The organism is Proteinivorax tanatarense (assembly GCF_040267685.1).
GTDB lineage: Bacteria > Bacillota > Proteinivoracia > Proteinivoracales > Proteinivoracaceae > Proteinivorax > Proteinivorax tanatarense.
In genome coordinates, this window is sequence record NZ_CP158367.1 from 375,170 (window position 1) to 393,185 (window position 18,016).

Sequence of the window (18,016 nt, forward strand, 5' to 3'; positions counted from 1 at the left end):
AAAGTATAGGGGGTATAGAAATGAAAAGAGTTTTGCTGGTTGACGATGAAAAGCAAATTCTACGAGCTCTTTCTAGAGTTTTTTTAGAGTCTCCTTATAGTATTTATACAGCAGAAAGTGGTGAAGAAGCTTTAGCTATTTTAGACGAGCAAAAGATTGATATGATTGTAAGCGATATGAGGATGCCTTATATGAATGGCTATCAATTGTTAAATAAAGTAAAGGTTAGGCATCCAAATATAATAAGACTTTTATTAAGTGGATATTCAGAAGAAAACACTATTCTTAAAGCGCTAAATGAAAATGTAGCGAAAACTTTTATTTTTAAACCTTGGGAGAATGAACAATTACTTTTATTAGTAGACAAAACTTTTAAAGTTTATGAATCTATGGAGAATAAAGATATAGCACAGTTTGTAAATAACATAGGCACTATACCAGTTCTTGAAGGAAATCATAAAAGCTTGTTACAAGCTTTAGAAGAGAGTAATAATTTAGAAAAAATAAGTTGTATAGTCAAAAAAGATCAGGCGATTAGTGCAAAAATATTGAGAATAGCTCAATCATCATATTACCAAAAAAGGGATAAAACAAAAGCACTGAAAGTGGAAGAGGCTATAGAAGATATAGGTGCCAAAAATTTTAAAATGTTAGTTGACAAAACCTCAACGTGTGATTATTGCCATGAAAAACACAGTGAATATATTAGAGAAATATGGACTCAATCGCTTATCTCAAATAAACTTGTATCACGATTTTATAAGACTATGATGCACAAACAACCTCCCTCTTTGGCTTTAGTTGCAGGGGCACTGCATAATATAGGAATGTTGCTGATGTTTAAAAGGTATAAAATGGAGTACCTAAGTTTGTTTGCGGAAAGCATCAAAAAGCGGAAAACAATAGAGCAAAAAGAAGTAGAGTTATTTGGTATAAGTCATGGGGAAATAGGAAGTTACTTATTAGACTGGTGGGAGTTTCCTCATGGAGTAGTAGAAGCTGCAATGTACCATCATAGCCCTACAGAAAAAGCAGTAGTCAATAAAAAACTGGTACATATAATACATTTAGTTAATTACTATACATTTAAACTTATGGGTATAGAGAATTACTCGAGATTAGACACTGAGGTTTTTACTAAACTAGATGTATCTCAAAGAAAATGGGAAAAAGAATTTGCAAAAATAAAAAAAGAAAGGTGGTATGATTGTGAGCAAAAAATATAATGTGCTTTTTGTAGACGATGAAGTTAATGTGCTAAACTCGATAAAGCGAGGCCTAATTGATGAAGACTATAATTGCTTATTTGCTAGCAGTGGAAAAGAAGCTTTGGAAATCATGGCAGAGAATGAGATTAGTGTAATAGTATCAGATATGCGGATGCCGAAAATGGATGGGCTAAAATTACTCAAAGAAGTTAGTAAGCAATCTCCAGAAACAGTAAAGATTATTTTATCGGGATATACACAATTACAACAAATATTAACTACAATCAATCAAGTAGACGTCTTTAAGTTTATTACTAAACCGTGGAAAATGGAGAGTGAGTTTAAAGTAATTATAAACCAAGCATTGGATTACTATAAAACAATAGAAGAAAATAAAAGGATAAAAGACTCATTAGAAAAGCAAAATGAAGCTTACAGAAATATGTTCAGCTCACTTAGTGGGAAAATAAAACTTCAAAAAAGAAATAATGAAGTATTACAATGGTTCATAGACGCAAATAATGCTTTCGTTGCAAAAAAACTAGGGCATGACAAGGAAGTGTTGGAATCTATCATAGATATCCAAAAAAAGATTTATCAACAATTGATAGAAAATTTTGCTGAAGATGCTGGAGAAATGGAAGTGGGGAAGTTTGTTAGTAATTTAGAAAAAGATTTAGAGGAAAAAACAAAGTTAGTTAAGCATGCTCCTGAAGGTGATAAACTAGGTCAAAAAAAGATAGAAAATCACTTTATAGTTTGGGTGGTGCAAGGAATTCTAACGATAATTACAGAAAAGAGCTATTATAAATCTTATATGACAATAAAACAAGATACAGATAACACATCAAAGATACAAGTTTTGTTTGATGAAAAAGAAAATAACGTGGAACATTCCTTATCATATGAAGTTAGAAAAGAAATGATAGAAGATTTAATACAGGCTATGCCTTTTTTAGAAGGTGTTTTAGTAGATGTTCAAAAACAAGATAAAAAAGTTGTTGTAGAAATATTACTTAAATAGATTCAGGTATTATAGAAAAGATTATATTTTGCAAGCTACAAATATCATTATTTTATGATGTTTGTAGCTTTTTTAAAGGGGTATAAGTAATTTTGCTTTTGCAGTTATCATTCAAAAAAATACAGTAACTTGTAAAAAACAACCCTGTCATTATAACAGTAATTTAATGCGGGTAAAACAGAATAAAAAACCTTATTATTATGGTGCAAAAACATATAACAACCTATTGCATTTTTAGCAAACACATTATATAATGTTAGTAAATAGTAAATAATAAAACTTTTTCAGTAAGTAATTAGTGTGGTTTGCGGAATTTCTTCATTCGAAGAACTTTATGAAAGTTTATTATGTAGGGGAGAATATTTTTTTTGCCGTACAAGTGAAAAAAATCACATCCGTTTACAAGCTGACTATGAATATGTAAAGTAACAAAATCTGTTTTTATATCTTTCCCATTAACATTAGAAGCAAAATAAATGGGGGGAAGTTATATATAAAATTTTTAACAACTGGAGGAATTATTATGACTCAAAAAAGAAAGGATATCTTAGTAGTTGGATTCGCCTTATTTGCAATGTTTTTTGGTGCAGGTAATTTAATTTTCCCCCCAGCATTAGGACAAGCGGCAGGGGAACAGGTGGTGCCAGTAATCTTTGGATTTTTGTTAACAGGAGTTGGTCTTCCACTTTTAGGTATAATTGCAGTTTCAAAGTCTGGTGGAGATTTGGAAAGCTTGGCGTCTAAGGCCAGCAAAAAGTTTGGAAGGATATTGGCTTGCGGGGTAATTTTAACTTTAGGACCACTGGTTGCTATTCCAAGGACAAGTGCAACTACCTATGAAATGGCAATCGCTCCATTTTTCCCTAATTTTAACCCTATTATTTTTTCAGCTATTTACTTTTTTATCGTGCTGGTATTTGTATTAAAGCCCTCTTCTTTAATTGATAATATCGGAAGAGTGCTTACACCAATTCTTTTTGTGACTATGATTACTATTATTGCAAAAGGAATTATTCAGCCTCAAGGGGTGCTAATAGATACAGGAATAAATATTTCTTTTTCAAATGGCTTTTCTGAAGGGTACCAAACCATGGATGCCATGGGTGCTACTATTCTGGGAGGAATTATTATAGCGGCAATACGAGCCAAGGGGTATACAAAAACAAAGGAAGTTTCACAAATTACTGTGCGAGCTGGAATGGTAGCCGCAGCAGGATTGACTATAGTATACGGCGGGCTAGCTTATCTAGGTGCTACCGCTGGAGATATGCCGATGGAGTTATCGAGGCCAGCGTTAATAATTCAGATCACCAATAATCTTTTAGGGACATTTGGTCAAGGTTTACTTGGGGTCGCTGTGGGAATGGCTTGTTTGACTACGGCCATTGGATTAACGGCTACTGCTGGAGATTTTTTTAGCAGGACTTCTAATGGAAAATCAAATTATAAAGTTGTTAGTATTACTACCGCCATGGTAAGTATGGGGATCTCAAATATGGGGGTAGATAGAATTATCAACTTTGCAGAACCAATTCTACTTATTCTCTACCCCATGATTATCGTGTTAGTAGCATTAGCATTTTTAGATAAGCATATAAAAAGTGCATCAGTATACAAAGGTGCTGTGTTTTCTGCTTTATTTATCAGTGTAATGGATGTAATTGGTACTTTTATCTTCCCAATACCTATGATGACGAAAGCTATACAGGGTCTTCCGTTGGCTACTCAGGGTTTTGGATGGCTTGCACCGTCAATTTTCATTGGGTTGGTTTTCTACCTAAAAGATCACTATGTTAATTATACTAGAAAAAAAGTGGGGTATACTCACTAAATATGCACTTATTATAAATGCCCAACAGGAATTTGTTCCCAGTTGGGCATTTATTTGATATGAGGCTGAAACTAGGTGTAACTAATTTCCAAGTACGAGATACACTTAGGCATATATTACCAAATAAAACTTTGGGGGTTTCTTGTTATGGTAAATTGGGACCCTCTAGGAACCAACCATTAGCTTAGAATGACACTAAAGGCCCTTGAAATTTGGTGAATCTTATGGCAACGAAAGTTAAAACTTATTATTTCACGCTAATAAGTAAAGGAAAAAGGTTTTAGAAGATGGAGATCTTTATTAACGAGAATGTATAAAAAATTATAAAAACATAGAATTAAAACTCTTTAGAAGAACCATTTATATGGTCCTTTTGAGTGAGCAGAGACCGTAGCCTTAGGAAGAAAGCTGAACAATATATAAAGTTGTGGGAGTTTGAAAAGGTTACTATGGATAAAAACACGATATTGAGGGGAAGAAAATGTGGTGATATAATAACAATAAATAAAAGTAAAGCCTTTTAGGTTTTGATAGGAGGGAAAATATGAGTATACCTAAACAGGATATTAAAGATATTGTTGAGAAGATTACTGCCTTTGATAAGATGTACCAGATCATGAGGATTGTAGACCCAATAAGAAAAAAAGTGTTGCTTGACCAGGGAGATAATAACTTTATTGAAAAAGAAGAGGTTTGCCATGGTTTTTGGGAAAAAAACACTATATGTGAAAACTGTATTTCAACGAGGGCTTATAACGAAGATGATACATTTATTAAGTTGGAATACAAAGATAATAGAGTTTTCATGATTACAGCTGTGCCAATAAAGGCAGGAGAAACAAAGGTTGTAGTGGAGCTTTTAAAGGATGTCACCAAAAGTATGATTTTAGAGGAAGAAGGACTTAGGGGTAATATAGAGCTGAAGTACTTACTAGACCAAGCTAACCTAGCCGCTGTAACTGATGAGCTTACTAAGATATATAATAAAAGGTATATTATCGAAAGATTGCCGGTAGACTTGCTAACTAACCATTTAAATAATGAACCTTTATCAATTATTATGGGTGATTTAGATCATTTTAAGAATGTTAATGATACATACGGCCATAATGCAGGGGACTATGTTTTGAGAGAGTTTGCTCTGTTACTTAAGAATAATATTAGAGAAGATAGCGGTTGGGTAGCAAGGTTTGGGGGAGAGGAGTTTTTAGTTTGCCTTCCTACAACGGATTTAGAAGAGGCTTTAAAAATAGCAGAGCGAATACGAACAGCAGTAAAGGAAAACAACTTTGTTTATAAGGAACACACAATTAAATTAACATCCAGCTTTGGAGTTTACACAGTTGAAGGCGGAAATATAAAAGTGTATGAAGATGTAATCGAAGTTGCAGATAAAAACCTTTATAAAGCTAAGCAAAGTGGGAGAGATAGGGTGATAGGGTAATACCAAAATAAATTATAGGTAGGAGAAGGAGATGTCTTCAACAGTACTATTGATTACTTATATAACCATAATTATTTTAAGCATAGCCAATGTAATTATTTTATTTTTTACACTTTTTAAGTTTTTTAATGATAAGTTGAAATATAATCGCTATGTTAAGGCTTATCAGGAAATGGAGCCCTCGGTTTTAGCATATGTTCAGAAGAGAAGGAATTTATCTAGAAAATTAAAAGGAAAAATCAAAGATAGTTATTATAAAAAAATTGTGTTGGACATCCTCTTAGATTATAGTCAAGAGAATAATAAAGATATATCCCATGTTTTTGAGGAGTTGGATTATCATACTTACCTTATAAATAAAGGTGAAAAAAAACTTACTTTTTCAATCATAAAAAAACTTGGCATTACAAGGAGTTTTTATGCTTATTCTATTTTAACTACAGGCACACAAGATAAAAATTTTGAAAAATGCTATGCATGTTATTATGCTATTTCACAACTAAACTTAAATCAAGAACAAAAAGAAAAGGTTTTAAATTCTTTGGTCTACTCGAATATACAAAGGGATAGAATTACAGAAATTGTAGAGAATTTAAAATTTACAACTGAACAGCTGGTAGCATTATTAGAAGAGCAGACAACTGAGCTAGGTAAGGTAGTCCTAATTCGAAGCTTGAAAAGTTCATCGAACATAAAAGGATATGTTAAAAACTTTAGGATAGGTAACTATCTTTATGATGAATCTATGGAAGTTAGGATAGCGACAATAAACACTTTAGCCTTTATAGGAGACCCAGTTTTTTTGCCTTCCTTGAGGAGGCTGTATTTTAAAGACAAAGCTTGGCAGGTAAGGGCTGCTATTGCTAAGGTAATGCATAGATTTTCGCATAGTGAAGCTATTGGTATTTCAACAGACATGGTAAATGACAAATGGTGGTGGGTAAAATTTAATGCAATTGAGGGATTATCAAGGATGGGTGTTGAAGGGGTGGAGGCGTTAGTAGATGTTTCCCTAACAAGTTCTGACAAGCAAAGTGCTAACTTAGCATACTATATTCTAAACGCCAATAATGCAGTTTATAAAACTGTGAAAGGTTATTCGGTGAGTGACGATGAATGAAATAATAAAAAACATTATCTACTATTATAGCTTGGGAATGTTTCTTTATTTTTTGATAGTAAACTTATTATATATAATAGTTATAGTAATATCCTTAGATCGATTAAAAAAGACTGTAAAAATTAACAGTGGTGATATAACTGCCGTTAGTGATTACACAAAACCAATTTCCATATTAGTTCCCGCATATAATGAACAAGCAACCATAGTTAATAGTATTCAATCTCTCTTAGCACTTGATTATCCTCAGTTTGAGATCATTGTGGTAAACGATGGATCTAAAGATAGTACATTACATGAAGTTATTTCCTATTATAACCTACGTAGAATTGACGTGGAGTTGAATAATCAAGTTCCTTCTGAACGAATACGTGGTGTTTACTCATCTTTTGATAGGCCTAACCTAGTAGTTGTAGATAAAGAAAACGGGGGTAAGGCAGATGCCTTAAATGCAGGTATTAACGTATCTAGGTTTCCCTTGTTTTGTGCTATTGATGCTGATAGCTTTATAGAAAGAAAAGCGTTGATAAAAGTTGCGAAACCATTTCTAAAATACCCAGAAACTATTGCTAGTGGAGGAATAGTTAGAATTGCTAATGGATGCAATATTGAAAATGGAAGGTTGATAAAAGCAAGCCTGCCTAAAAAAATGGTGGAAAGGTTTCAAGTTATTGAATATTTTAGGGCCTTTTTAACTAGTCGAGTGGGTTGGGAGTCGTTAAATTCACTTTTAATAATTTCTGGAGCTTTCGGACTATTTAGAAAGTCTGCTGTAATAAAAGTTGGTGGTTATAAAAAGACAATCGGTGAAGATATGGAGTTAATTTTAAGGTTGCATAAAGCATATATTAAAGAAAAGATTCCATATAAGATAAGTTTTGCCTCTGACGCTGTTTGTTGGACCCAAGCACCAGACAATTTAAAAGGGCTAAAAAGTCAACGGATACGCTGGCATAGGGGGCTAATTGACAGTATGCTAAGGCACAAAGAGATGCTATTAAACCCTAGGTATGGAAAAGTTGGTATGTTATCCATGTCATACTTTTGCTTTGTTGAAATGCTAGGACCAGTGATAGAAATTTTAGGGTATATTGTATTAGGGATGGCTATTTATTATGGAATTTTGAGCAACGTGGTGATATATATTTTTTTAATGGCATTTTTGTTTGGGGTGTTATTTTCGTATTCTGGAATATTACTTGAGCAGCTTTCTTATAAAAGATATAGAAGTATAGTCGATATATGTTCGCTGTTTTTTTATAGTTTATTTGAACAGGTAGGGTATAGACAAATAACAGTTTGGTGGAGATTTTCAGCTTTTTTAAATTTTAAAGAAGGAAGCAAGCAATGGGGAAGTATTCAAAGAAAATCATTTACAAAGGGGAGTTAGCTTTGGAGCTAAAAGATTGCTTAAAACACTTTATTCAATTGGAATTGAAGGCGGCAAAGTTTTATGAAGAAATTGCAAAGAATAACAAAGGGGAGATAGCACAAGTTGCAAAAAAATTTCAAAAAGAAGAAACTTCCCATGCCCAAAAATTAAAGGAGTTATTGACTACCGCAGAACTTGTTATGGATTCAACCATTAATAAAGAGGTTTTATTAATGTCCCAATATGGAATAGACGTTAACCTATTTGGAAAAGAACTTAAGGTAGATACAAGGAAACAACTTTTTACATTTGCGTTACAAGCTGAAAAAGACTCTATACTAATGTATCAAGAATTAGTTAGTCAAGTCCCTAAGAATTCTAAGCCATACCGTTTGTTTAGTGATTTAATAAAGGAAGAGAGAGGACATATGTTTTTTATATTAAAACAACTTCATGAATTAAGTTAAGTTTTTTATAAAGGTTAAAAATAGGCTTAGTAAGAATCCTTAAGATATAGGGAGACAAGAAGTTATAATATTCATTCTTTATGATAGGTAAGTGAAAAATAAAAACTATTACTATGATGAGATTCATGAAAGCTTCAGTCAAGCTGAGGTTACAAGATTACTCTTACAATTTACTGTAATCATAAAGATAAAGGCTAGTAAAAAACATGATAACAAAACGAAAAATCAGCGGGCCTTTTCCCCGCTGATTTTTCGTTTTGTTTAGAAAGTTTTAATGCCTAGGCTTTACTCCACCGCCAGAGTTATTTCTGTAAAGTTGCAGCATTTTCACCTGCTATTCTGCCATAGACAATAGCATCTAACAAGGAATTTCCCCCCAATCTATTTAAACCATGGATACCTCCAGTCGCCTCTCCAGCAGCAAACAGGCCTGGAATTGGGGAGTCATTATCTCCTATAACTTGTGCCTGTGGGTTAATCATCACCCCTCCCATACAATAATGGACTCCTGGTATGACCTGTATAGCGTAAAAAGGGCCTTCTGATAAAGGGGTATTTAAAGATTGTCTATTGAAATCTTTATCATTATTTCTTTGGATAAAGCTGTTATATCGGTCTAGCGTGTTAGAAAGAGCGGATGGGTCTACTCTTATTTTATTTGCCAGCCCTTCAATGGTATCAGAGGTTAGTATTATGTTCATGTCTATATAGTCGTCGCTGGCAGCGAGAGTTTGGCGGATATTTTCATTAAATATTAAGTATACTTCGCGGTCAGGTTGTGCTAGGAGAACTTCACTAAGATAGTCTCTGTTTTTCATTTCATCTGCAAATCTAACTCCTTGATTATTTACTAATATACCACCATTACCACGTATAGCTTCCGTGATTAACATGCCGTACCTAGGTGAGACAGTAGGATGAGTTTGTATATACTCCATGTCAGTAAGCTGTGCATCTATTTGAGCAGCTAACTCAATGAAATCACCGGTAGCGCTAGGGCTATTAGTGGTATGATACCCTTTTAAGTTTTGGTTATAATAAACAAAAAGTTCACTACTACCCCCGAATCCTCCTGTTGCTATTACAACACTTTTACATCTTATTGTATAAACTCTTCCTGTTTTGTCTATAGCCTTTACTTCCTTTGCTTTACCTTCTCTATCTAATATAATTTCTATTGCTTTATGTTCCAGTTTTAAATCTACATTTGATTTTTTTATGGCACTACTAAGTGTTTTTACTACCTCATTACCTATAGGCTGCCCACCTGAGGGTCTGTGAGTTCTTGGCTTGGTATGACCTGCTAAAATGCCAACATCACTCAAATCTGCTCCTAGGTCACTAAGCCAATTTATGGCATCAGCACTGTGGTCGATTAAAACCTCTATCATTTCAACAGAATTTAACCCATGCCCTGATTCCAAAATATCATTTAAAAAAATCTCCTTGCCATCTTTAATATCTCTATCTTTTTGCTGTGGAGTAAGTACTGCATTCATTCCTGCTGTTGCACGAACAGTATTGCCACCCACATAAGGCATTTTTTCTAATAAAACTACTGAAGCTCCTTGTTTTTCAGCTTCTAGGGCGGCACTCATACCACCAGCCCCTGCACCTATAACTACTACATCAACTTCAGTAACTGGTTCAAATAAAAACCAGTACGCTAAAGAAATGGGTATTAAAAGTAATATTAAAGTAATTATAACAATTTTGGTTTTAGTCATTATTTAATCTTCTCCAATCCACAAGTAAGTTTTTTGTGGTCTACCTACTTTACCATAGTTGAATTCTTCTTTTACGAGATTTTTTTCTGCCATGTGTTCTAAATAACGTCTAACAGTAACTCTAGCTAGTTCGGTGGCATTACTTATTTGTTGAGCGGTCATGGGCCTATCTTGATGTTTTATAAACTTTTTAATGGATTGGTATGTGGAAATATTTATCCCTTTTTCTTGAACCATTTCCTTGTTATCAGTTTTTTGGACCCATAGATCAAGGGTATCTTGAGTTATCTTTTGGCCACTTTTTAATTTTTGTCGTCGACCAATAGCATTAGTTAACGCTTGTTTAAATCTATCAAAATTAAAAGGCTTAATGATATAATCAATAGCCCCTAAGCGTAACACCATTTCTATAGTTTCGGCGCTATTGTCTGCTGTTATTAAAATTACATCAACATTAAAATCATTTTCTCTAACCCATTTTAGCAATGTGGGGCCATTGACATCTCCCAAATATATATCTAATAAGATTATATCTAAATTGTTATTTGCAACTACTTCTTTTGCACTTTCAACATTACTTGTTTCATATACTTCATAACTAGAATTTATTTTTTTTACAAAACCCATATTGATGTTTCTCACCATTGGATCATCTTCAACAATCAAAATCTTCAAGTTAAACTTCCTTTCTTTTCATTGGTAAACTTACTTTTACACATAAGCCTTCCTGACTTTTAAACTCTATATGCCCGTTTAGATATTCTACGATAGTTTTAACTATATATAGTCCATAACCTCGATCTTCTCCTTTTGTGCTAAATCCCTTTTTAAAACAATTTCTTAAGGAGTCATCATTCATTCCAGGGCCATTATCCCAAACAGTTATGGCGAATTGTTCATTATCTTGGTACATATCCAGATAAATCTTACCGCCGTCTTCTTTTGCTAATGCATCCATAGCATTATCGATTAAATTACCAATAATAGAAGTTATATCTTCTTCTAATGCCCCTTCAGGAATTTTACTGATATGGGCTTCTTCATCAATTATTAAATCTATTTTTCGCTCCGCTCCTTTTGAGTGTTTAGCTAAAATAAGTCCTGCTATTGCAGGAACCTTTATACGTTGGTTGAGGGCGTCTACTATTGCTTTTCTGGCTTGTGTTATTTTTTCTATATAATTTAGCGCAGACTGATGTTCATTTAGTTGGATTAAACCAGTTATGGTGTGCAATTTATTCATAAATTCATGGTTTTGTGCCCTAAGTGCTTGGGTCATTTGTTTCATATTAGTTAGCTCTTCAGCCCGTTGACGCACTAAACTCATGTCTTCTATTTTATATAAAAATCCTAGCCGCTCATTGACTTCCCGTAAATCAACTACGTTTACCTTAACTATTTTATTTTCACTAACCCGCCATTCTTCTTCATTTTTGAGGGAAGTTTTTTAAATAGTTTAAAAACAGGCAGGTTAGTTATTTTCATGCCGAGCTTTAAGTTAGGAATTTCTAAAAGAGATTTTGCATTTTCGTTGACTAATAAAATTTCTCCTATATGGTTAGTTGCTACAATGCCTTCACCAATATATTCCAAAACAGTTTCTTGCTGATTTAATAAAAGTGCTATCGCTTCAGGCTCTAAATTGTACATATTCTTTTTGATATTTTTAGACAGACTATAGGCAATAATAACACCTAAAAACACTGCTAAAACAGAAAACATAACTAACCGAAAAGCGTGACCTTTTATAGTTTGTAGAATCCTGCCATTATACATACTGACTATAGCTACCCCACTTTGTATACCATCGGTATATATGGGCACATATGCTTCTACCATTGCATCTTTATATAAGCTATAATGATACATAGGTGCTGTAACTAAGGGGTCTAACTTTGTGTCTCCCTCTTGGTAATAGGTATTTACTTTTTCTGGTATTGGGTGGGCAAAATACCTGCCCCATCATACTTTAACGAAACACTACTAAACAATACATCAAGATTCATTGTTGTTACACTGGGACCTTATGGTATCTTGTGATTTTGTTAGCTATCCAGGCTGTAGTTTTTTATTTTAATCTAAACGGGTACGAAGCTAACTTAGATTTTATGGCTCTTATTAGTCAACCTTCTATGGCTTATATGTTTGTTATAGGAATACTAGTGTTTTTGAACTATTTTGGATATTTTGTAAAGAATGGTGTGACCCGAAGGGATTATTTTATCGGTTCAGCGATAGCAGCAGGGGGAGTAGCCTTTTCTATTAATATTATTGGGGCTATTACAACTGTAATAATCTATATGGTAGGGGCTTTGCTTAATTCATGGGAAATGGATATGATAGATCCTTTTTTAAAAACAAAACAAGTTATATCTCTTAGCTTAATTCTTTATGGGTACTATATAGCTGGCTGGATTGTGGCTGCAGGTTTCTATGGTTTTAGTAGATGGTACAAATCAGCATCTATAGCAATAGCTGTTCTGTATGCTGGGATAATAAATTTAATATGGAAAGGTGAGATGACGATTCAAAACTTATATTTTAGATTAGATTTACCCCCGATGATAGCAATAATTCTGGTTATAATTATGATAGTTTTAGGATTAACTTTAATACGAAAAGCAACTAAACAGATGCCTGTAAAAATTGATTAAAATGTGACAAGGCATATTACAACAAAGTGAAATAAGATGATACATTTTCGCGCTACAAGTCACTATCATAAAAAAAGATAAACATAATAAGTACTTGATGCTTAAGGTTCATGTTAGTGGTCTAAAGACGGTGTCGAGCTAGGGGAAAGCTCAAATTATATAAAAATTTTCTTTATATATGCAGAGTAGGTGTGAACGCCCAAATCCACACACCAAACATATGTTTTGTGAAATATGTCATGATTTAAGTGAGTTATATCCCTATTATATTGTTTAAGTCTTTAGTATGATAATAATGCAGGACTTAATAACTATAATAAATAATCAACGTGAGGTGAAAATGATGAGCAAGAAAAAAATAATTAAAGGGATTTTGATTGGGGTTCCGGTTTTGTTAGTTTTGGGTATAACTTTGATAGTTGTAAGCAGTTATGTCGAACATAGAAGGTTAGTGGAGCAGGAAAAAGCACAATACCCTGCTCCTGGTAATCTTGTGGATGTGAACAATGATGGTAATAAGTTGCATGTGTATACAGAAGGGGAAGGGGATGAAACACTTGTATTTATGTCGGGGCTTGGTACTAGCTCTCCAGTATATGATTTCCAGGTACTTTATAACCAATTATCAACTGACTATCGAATTGCTGTAGTAGAGAGGGCTGGTTACGGTTGGAGCGATATTACAACTAGCCCTAGAGATATTGATACTGTGTTAGAAGAAACTCGTACTGCTTTGCAGCTATCTGGAGAAAGTCCTCCTTATATTCTGTATCCACATTCTTTGTCCGGGCTAGAAGCAATATATTGGGCTAACCTGCATCCAGAAGAAATCAAAGCTATTGTTGGTTTAGATTCTCTTGTGCCAGAGTATTATGAGCAAACTAAGGAAGAACCTTCTCTTTCCCGTGTTATTGGTTTTATGACACGTAGTGGCCTTGTGCGAAATCAGCCAGAAGTTTTTGATAATAGTTTTCCAGCAATGGAAAAAGGACACTTAACGGAAGAGGAAGCTAAGGTTGCTAGAACTATTTTTTATCGTCGAGTACAAACGGAAAATATGTGGGAAGAATCAGATATGTTGCTAACTAACTCTAAAAAAGTTGCTGGCCAAGGGAAACCTGATGTGCCTTTTTATATATTTATTTCTGAAGAAAATGAAGATGCGTACTGGAAGAAAAGTCTAGTTTCGTATGCTGAAACAACTGGTGGAGAACATTTCATATTAGATGGTGGACATTATATTCACCTCGATAGGCCTGAATTCATTGCAGAAAAGAGCAGAGAGATAATTAAAAAAATTAATGAAAATTAAATAAAAGCTTGTTACTTCTTTAGAATAAAAAAAGAAGATTGTATGGATTTTCAGCTAAAGTATTAAGTAAGTGTAAGACATAAACTACACCTACTACAAAATATAGTAATTGAGGCTATAACCAAAATATTATATAAGTATTTAAGGCTACAAATGTTACAAGAATGATGGAATATAGTTGCACCAAAAAACAAAAGTTCTTTTCAATTATCGAATTTTGATGTGAACCTGGCTAGAGTTGTTGTCTAGTTTCGCTCTTAACTCGTATAACGGTATGTTTTAAAAGTTTAAAGAAAAACTTGATTTAGAATAGCTCTTAAGATATAAATTTTTAATTAGGCCAAAATAATTTTAAAAAATTGATATAAATCATCTATTTTTATGTTATTATTTTATTAGGTAAACTGCGATAATGGGAATGAACATTATGAAAACTAAAGGGGGTATGCTAAATGAAAAAGAAGTTTACTTGTATCTTAGTATTGTTAATATTTGCATTTGCTTTAACTGGTTGCGGAGAGTCTTCAGATGAAATTGAAGAAGAAGAGTATGCTAGAAAGGTTAATGGGTTAATTCGTGAATTTGTAACTGTTAAAACAGAATTTGAGAATTTCTTTGATGGCTTTGACCAAAACCTTGTAAATAATTTAAATAATTTACGGGGTAATAAATGGGTGGAAGAAATCGAAGAAACTATGGATGATGTTGCTGAGATAATCAATAAAATCACTAACTTAGAAGCACCTAAAGCAGTTCAGGAGCTACATAATGAACTAGTTTATGTGTTGGAAAATCTCGAAGAAGCTAAAAATGATATTATTAATAGTTACGAAGAAAGGGATATGAGAACATTTGCAAGTTCTTTGCAAAACTATCAAAGGCTGCTTGGTGATTTACTAGAAGTTACAGAAGGCATACAATCACTATTGCCAGAATCTGAAAGAACAGATTTTGAATCAGATCTTGATTCCAAATAATAAAAAATCCCCTTTTTTATAAGGGGATTTTTTATTCCCCAATTTAAGGCGTTTGTAGATTTACCCTTATGTTTAAATCAAAGGGCTGAAAAAAGTGGCTTTAGATGAGTATTAGCTTAAGTATTAACAGCATTATTAGGGAAAACCTATATTAAATAGGATACTTTTAGAAGGGATAATTGCGAAAGATGTCGAAGTGAATACATTAATATAAACTTATGCTCAAAGTTTACAGGGGGAAGTATAGTGAAAAATGATAAATTATTAACTAAAGAAGAAATAGAAGTGTTGGAGAATTTAAGTGACGATATGAGTGAAAAAGAACAAAAAGCTTTAGAAAGGATGGCTCACAAAATACAGGGGCTTACAAAAAAACAGTTTAATGATTTATTAAAAAGAAGCATTGAGGTGGCTGATGGTGTTAAGAATAAAATAGAAATTAGCCCGCCTTATACTTTAGAAAAGTTTTTGTCTACCTTAAAAAAAGAGGAACTTACAGAAATAAGAAGAAGCTTAGACATTAAAGGTCTGAGCAAGTATAACAAAGAGGATTTGATAGAAGCTTTAGTGGTTAAAATTCCATATTCAATAGAAGAGCTAATAAGTTATTTTGACAAAAACCAGTATGAACTTTTGATAAAAATGTCAAAAAAAGAAGTGTTAGTGTCAGAAATAGAGGGCGATTATACTTTTTTTCAGCGGCTTGGGATGGCTTTTGTTTATTTAAAACCAGATGGTGAGCCAGTTATGGTTATGCCTGAAGAAATAGCTACAAGATTTAGGGAAATCTCTCGCAAAGAAACTATAAAAAATATGATAAAAAGAAATACTAGGTGGGTTGAAGTAGTTCACGGGATTATGTTTAACTATGGCGCTTTAAAGTCCGAAGATTTTTTCAGACTTGTTCAAGAGTACGGGGAGATTGATGATAAAGATTTTAAAGAGTTAATTAGAATAATTTTAATTGCAGAAGAGTTTTATGGACAGTTTGAGAGCAATGTAATGTCTGAGCTTATATTTTATCATATGTTAGTTTATAAGCCGGAGCATACTCTAAAGCTACAACAATCTAACAACTTTGATTTCTACCCATATACATCCAAAGAAATCACTAATACTGAACTTTTAAATAGTGCGCAATCTCAGACAGTTAAAAGCCTAATAGATTTTTTTGTCAAAAATTATGAAGATTTATATGAAGTACAAGCTAAATATATTGTAGAAGAGATTATTATAAATATTAAAAATTCACAAGATGCTGCAAAGATAGTTAACAATCTTCAATTTGAATTAGAAATTCCTAATTCAGAGATATTTAAAAAATTAACAAGACTAGTAGTTCAGCTTGAATATGATACAAGGCAATGGGGGTTAAAAGGGTATAAGCCAAGTGAAATAAACGAAAAAGAAGAAAGCCAACAAAAAACAGAGATAAAGCCAGGGTTAAGATTAGTAGTGGATAACACCAAAGATGATCCAAAGGTTAGTAGAAATAAACCCTGTCCATGTGGCAGCAACAAAAAATACAAAAACTGTTGTGGAAAGTAAGCGTTTATTATAGGAATGAAGGGTTTAGAAGGTTAATAAATATTAAAGGTTTAAAAGCTGTAGAATACATAAAATTATTATTTAGTTAAAGACAAAGGCGGTAACTGCCTTTGTCTTTAACTTTCTACGGTGGTGTATGGGGGAGCATTTAGTGTAACTGTTTTTCCGGGCTACGATAGTGTGTTGGATAAATTTATGAAGGATAATTCAGTTTCCCGAGATATAAGAAGATATAGAGAAAAATCCCCCGTAGAGGGGAATTCATTCCCCGTTGTGTAAAGAATTTTGAGAGGCTGTAATGTTTAAAGGGGGGCGTCTATGTGCCTCTAATATCCGCAGGCAATGAATTACCTGCTACGGTGGTGTATGGGGGAGCATTTAGTGTAACTGTTTTTCCGGGCTACGATAGTGTGTTGGATAAATTTATGAAGGATAATTCAGTTTCCCGAGATATAAGAGGATATAGAGAAAAATCCCCCGTAGAGGGGAATTCATTCTCCGTTGTGTAAAGAATTTTGAGAGGCTGCCATGTTTAAAGGAGTCGTCTATGTGTCTCTAATATCCGCAGGCAATGAATTACCTGCTACGGTGGTGTATGGGGGAAGCATTTAGTGTAACTGTTTCCCGGCTACAATAGTGTGTTGGATAAATTTATGAAGGATAATTCAGTTTCCCTATAAGAGGATATAAGAAAAAATCCCCCGTAGAGGGGAATTCATTCCCCGTTGTGTAAAGAATTTTGAGAGGCTGCCATGTTTAAAGGGACCGTCTATGTGTCTCTAATATTCGCAGGCAATGAATTACCTGCTACGGTGGTGTATGGGGGAAGCATTTAGTGTAACTGTTTCCCGGCTACAATAGTGTGTTGGATAAATTTATGAAGGATAATTCAGTTTCCCTATAAGAGGATATAAGAAAAAATCCCCCGTAGAGGGGAATTCATTCCCCGTTGTGTAAAGAATTTTGAGAGGGCTGCCATGTTTAAAGGGACCGTCTATGTGTCTCTAATATTCGCAGGCAATGAATTACCTGCTACGACGGTGTAGGGGAAGATTTTAGGGCAACTGTTTGCCGAGCTACGATTGTGTGTTGGACAAACCTATGTAAGTATAATTCAGTTTCCCGAGGTATAAGAGGATATAAGAAAAAATCTTCCGTAGAGGGGAATTCATTCTCCGTTGTGTAAAGAACTCTGTGAGGCTGTCATGTTTAAAGGGGGGCGTCTATGTGCCTCTAATATCCGCAGGCAATGAATTACCTGCTACGACGGTGTATGGGGGAAAGCATTTAAGTGTTAAAACTTCGTCTCATTTTTATTAGGAAGAGTTTTAA

The 18,016-nt window shown here is 33.6% G+C and carries 16 protein-coding genes; 12 read left to right on the forward strand and 4 right to left on the reverse strand.

All coding sequences use genetic code 11. The features are described from left to right. Window positions 1-20 precede the first annotated feature (20 nt). From PRVXT_RS01930 to PRVXT_RS01960, 7 genes are all read left to right on the forward strand, one after another. The gene (locus PRVXT_RS01930) at window positions 21-1,226 is read left to right on the forward strand and encodes an HDOD domain-containing protein (RefSeq protein ID WP_350344016.1); all 1,206 of its coding nucleotides are present in this window, start codon (window positions 21-23) and stop codon (window positions 1,224-1,226) included. Continuing rightward, on the forward strand, window positions 1,210-2,232 hold the full coding sequence (locus PRVXT_RS01935; protein ID WP_350344017.1) for a response regulator: 1,023 nt from the start codon (window positions 1,210-1,212) through the stop codon (window positions 2,230-2,232). Before PRVXT_RS01930 ends, PRVXT_RS01935 begins: the two co-directional genes overlap by 17 nt. A 523-nt stretch (window positions 2,233-2,755) precedes the next feature. Next, the gene (gene brnQ, locus PRVXT_RS01940; RefSeq protein WP_350344018.1) at window positions 2,756-4,063 is read left to right on the forward strand and encodes a branched-chain amino acid transport system II carrier protein; all 1,308 of its coding nucleotides are present in this window, start codon (window positions 2,756-2,758) and stop codon (window positions 4,061-4,063) included. A 544-nt stretch (window positions 4,064-4,607) separates the two neighbouring features. Beyond that, a complete protein-coding gene (locus tag PRVXT_RS01945) occupies window positions 4,608-5,507 on the forward strand; it encodes a GGDEF domain-containing protein (protein ID WP_350344019.1) in 900 nt (299 codons plus the stop codon). A 31-nt stretch (window positions 5,508-5,538) separates the two neighbouring features. Beyond that, a complete protein-coding gene (locus PRVXT_RS01950; RefSeq protein WP_350344020.1) occupies window positions 5,539-6,627 on the forward strand; it encodes a HEAT repeat domain-containing protein in 1,089 nt (362 codons plus the stop codon). After that, window positions 6,620-8,017 carry a glycosyltransferase family 2 protein gene (locus PRVXT_RS01955; RefSeq protein ID WP_350344021.1) on the forward strand — a complete coding sequence of 466 codons (1,398 nt, stop codon included), beginning with the start codon at window positions 6,620-6,622 and terminating at the stop codon, window positions 8,015-8,017. Before PRVXT_RS01950 ends, PRVXT_RS01955 begins: the two co-directional genes overlap by 8 nt. Further along, entirely contained in the window at window positions 7,975-8,466 is a 492-nt protein-coding gene (locus PRVXT_RS01960; RefSeq protein ID WP_350344022.1) for a ferritin family protein, read from the forward strand. Before PRVXT_RS01955 ends, PRVXT_RS01960 begins: the two co-directional genes overlap by 43 nt. Before the next feature lie 302 nt (window positions 8,467-8,768). Here PRVXT_RS01960 and PRVXT_RS01965 read toward each other — a convergent pair whose 3' ends face one another. The 4 genes from PRVXT_RS01965 to PRVXT_RS01980 all read right to left on the reverse strand — a co-directional run bounded on the left by PRVXT_RS01965 (window position 8,769) and on the right by PRVXT_RS01980 (window position 12,032). Next, the gene (locus PRVXT_RS01965) at window positions 8,769-10,193 is read right to left on the reverse strand and encodes a flavocytochrome c (RefSeq protein WP_350344023.1); all 1,425 of its coding nucleotides are present in this window, start codon (window positions 10,191-10,193) and stop codon (window positions 8,769-8,771) included. A gap of 3 nt (window positions 10,194-10,196) precedes the next feature. Then, window positions 10,197-10,868 (reverse strand): response regulator, encoded by a 672-nt coding sequence (locus tag PRVXT_RS01970; protein ID WP_350344024.1) that lies wholly within the window; start codon window positions 10,866-10,868, stop codon window positions 10,197-10,199. Between the two features lies 1 nt (window position 10,869). Continuing rightward, window positions 10,870-11,520, reverse strand: a complete 651-nt coding sequence (locus PRVXT_RS01975; RefSeq protein WP_350344025.1) for a sensor histidine kinase — start codon at window positions 11,518-11,520, stop codon at window positions 10,870-10,872. Between the two features lie 68 nt (window positions 11,521-11,588). Beyond that, complete coding sequence (locus PRVXT_RS01980) at window positions 11,589-12,032, reverse strand: hypothetical protein (RefSeq protein WP_350344026.1); 444 nt, start codon at window positions 12,030-12,032, stop codon at window positions 11,589-11,591. Between the two features lie 203 nt (window positions 12,033-12,235). Between PRVXT_RS01980 and PRVXT_RS01985 the strand changes: the two genes are divergently transcribed. The 5 genes from PRVXT_RS01985 (at window position 12,236) to PRVXT_RS02005 (ending at window position 17,193) form a co-directional block, all read left to right on the forward strand. Then, a complete protein-coding gene (locus PRVXT_RS01985; RefSeq protein WP_350344027.1) occupies window positions 12,236-12,847 on the forward strand; it encodes a hypothetical protein in 612 nt (203 codons plus the stop codon). Window positions 12,848-13,133: 286 nt separating this feature from the next. Continuing rightward, window positions 13,134-14,159, forward strand: coding sequence for an alpha/beta fold hydrolase (locus PRVXT_RS01990; RefSeq protein WP_350344028.1), 1,026 nt, complete (start codon window positions 13,134-13,136; stop codon window positions 14,157-14,159). A gap of 452 nt (window positions 14,160-14,611) precedes the next feature. Continuing rightward, window positions 14,612-15,136, forward strand: a complete 525-nt coding sequence (locus PRVXT_RS01995) for a hypothetical protein (RefSeq protein ID WP_350344029.1) — start codon at window positions 14,612-14,614, stop codon at window positions 15,134-15,136. A 246-nt stretch (window positions 15,137-15,382) separates the two neighbouring features. Next, window positions 15,383-16,684, forward strand: coding sequence for an SEC-C metal-binding domain-containing protein (locus PRVXT_RS02000; RefSeq protein WP_350344030.1), 1,302 nt, complete (start codon window positions 15,383-15,385; stop codon window positions 16,682-16,684). Between the two features lie 320 nt (window positions 16,685-17,004). Next, complete coding sequence (locus tag PRVXT_RS02005; protein WP_350344031.1) at window positions 17,005-17,193, forward strand: hypothetical protein; 189 nt, start codon at window positions 17,005-17,007, stop codon at window positions 17,191-17,193. Window positions 17,194-18,016 lie beyond the last annotated feature (823 nt).

What these genes read in the sequence shown, in the direction of transcription:
- PRVXT_RS01930 (WP_350344016.1), top strand. Translation starts at nt 21, where the DNA reads ATGAAAAGAGTTTTGCTGGTTGACGATGAAAAGCAAATTCTACGAGCT.
- brnQ (WP_350344018.1), top strand. Translation starts at nt 2,756, where the DNA reads ATGACTCAAAAAAGAAAGGATATCTTAGTAGTTGGATTCGCCTTATTT.
- PRVXT_RS01945 (WP_350344019.1), top strand. Translation starts at nt 4,608, where the DNA reads ATGAGTATACCTAAACAGGATATTAAAGATATTGTTGAGAAGATTACT.
- PRVXT_RS01950 (WP_350344020.1), top strand. Translation starts at nt 5,539, where the DNA reads ATGTCTTCAACAGTACTATTGATTACTTATATAACCATAATTATTTTA.
- PRVXT_RS01955 (WP_350344021.1), top strand. Translation starts at nt 6,620, where the DNA reads ATGAATGAAATAATAAAAAACATTATCTACTATTATAGCTTGGGAATG.
- PRVXT_RS01960 (WP_350344022.1), top strand. Translation starts at nt 7,975, where the DNA reads ATGGGGAAGTATTCAAAGAAAATCATTTACAAAGGGGAGTTAGCTTTG.
- PRVXT_RS01965 (WP_350344023.1), bottom strand. Translation starts at nt 10,193, where the DNA reads ATGACTAAAACCAAAATTGTTATAATTACTTTAATATTACTTTTAATA.
- PRVXT_RS01975 (WP_350344025.1), bottom strand. Translation starts at nt 11,520, where the DNA reads ATGAGTTTAGTGCGTCAACGGGCTGAAGAGCTAACTAATATGAAACAA.
- PRVXT_RS01980 (WP_350344026.1), bottom strand. Translation starts at nt 12,032, where the DNA reads ATGGTAGAAGCATATGTGCCCATATATACCGATGGTATACAAAGTGGG.
- PRVXT_RS01990 (WP_350344028.1), top strand. Translation starts at nt 13,134, where the DNA reads ATGATAATAATGCAGGACTTAATAACTATAATAAATAATCAACGTGAG.
- PRVXT_RS01995 (WP_350344029.1), top strand. Translation starts at nt 14,612, where the DNA reads ATGAAAAAGAAGTTTACTTGTATCTTAGTATTGTTAATATTTGCATTT.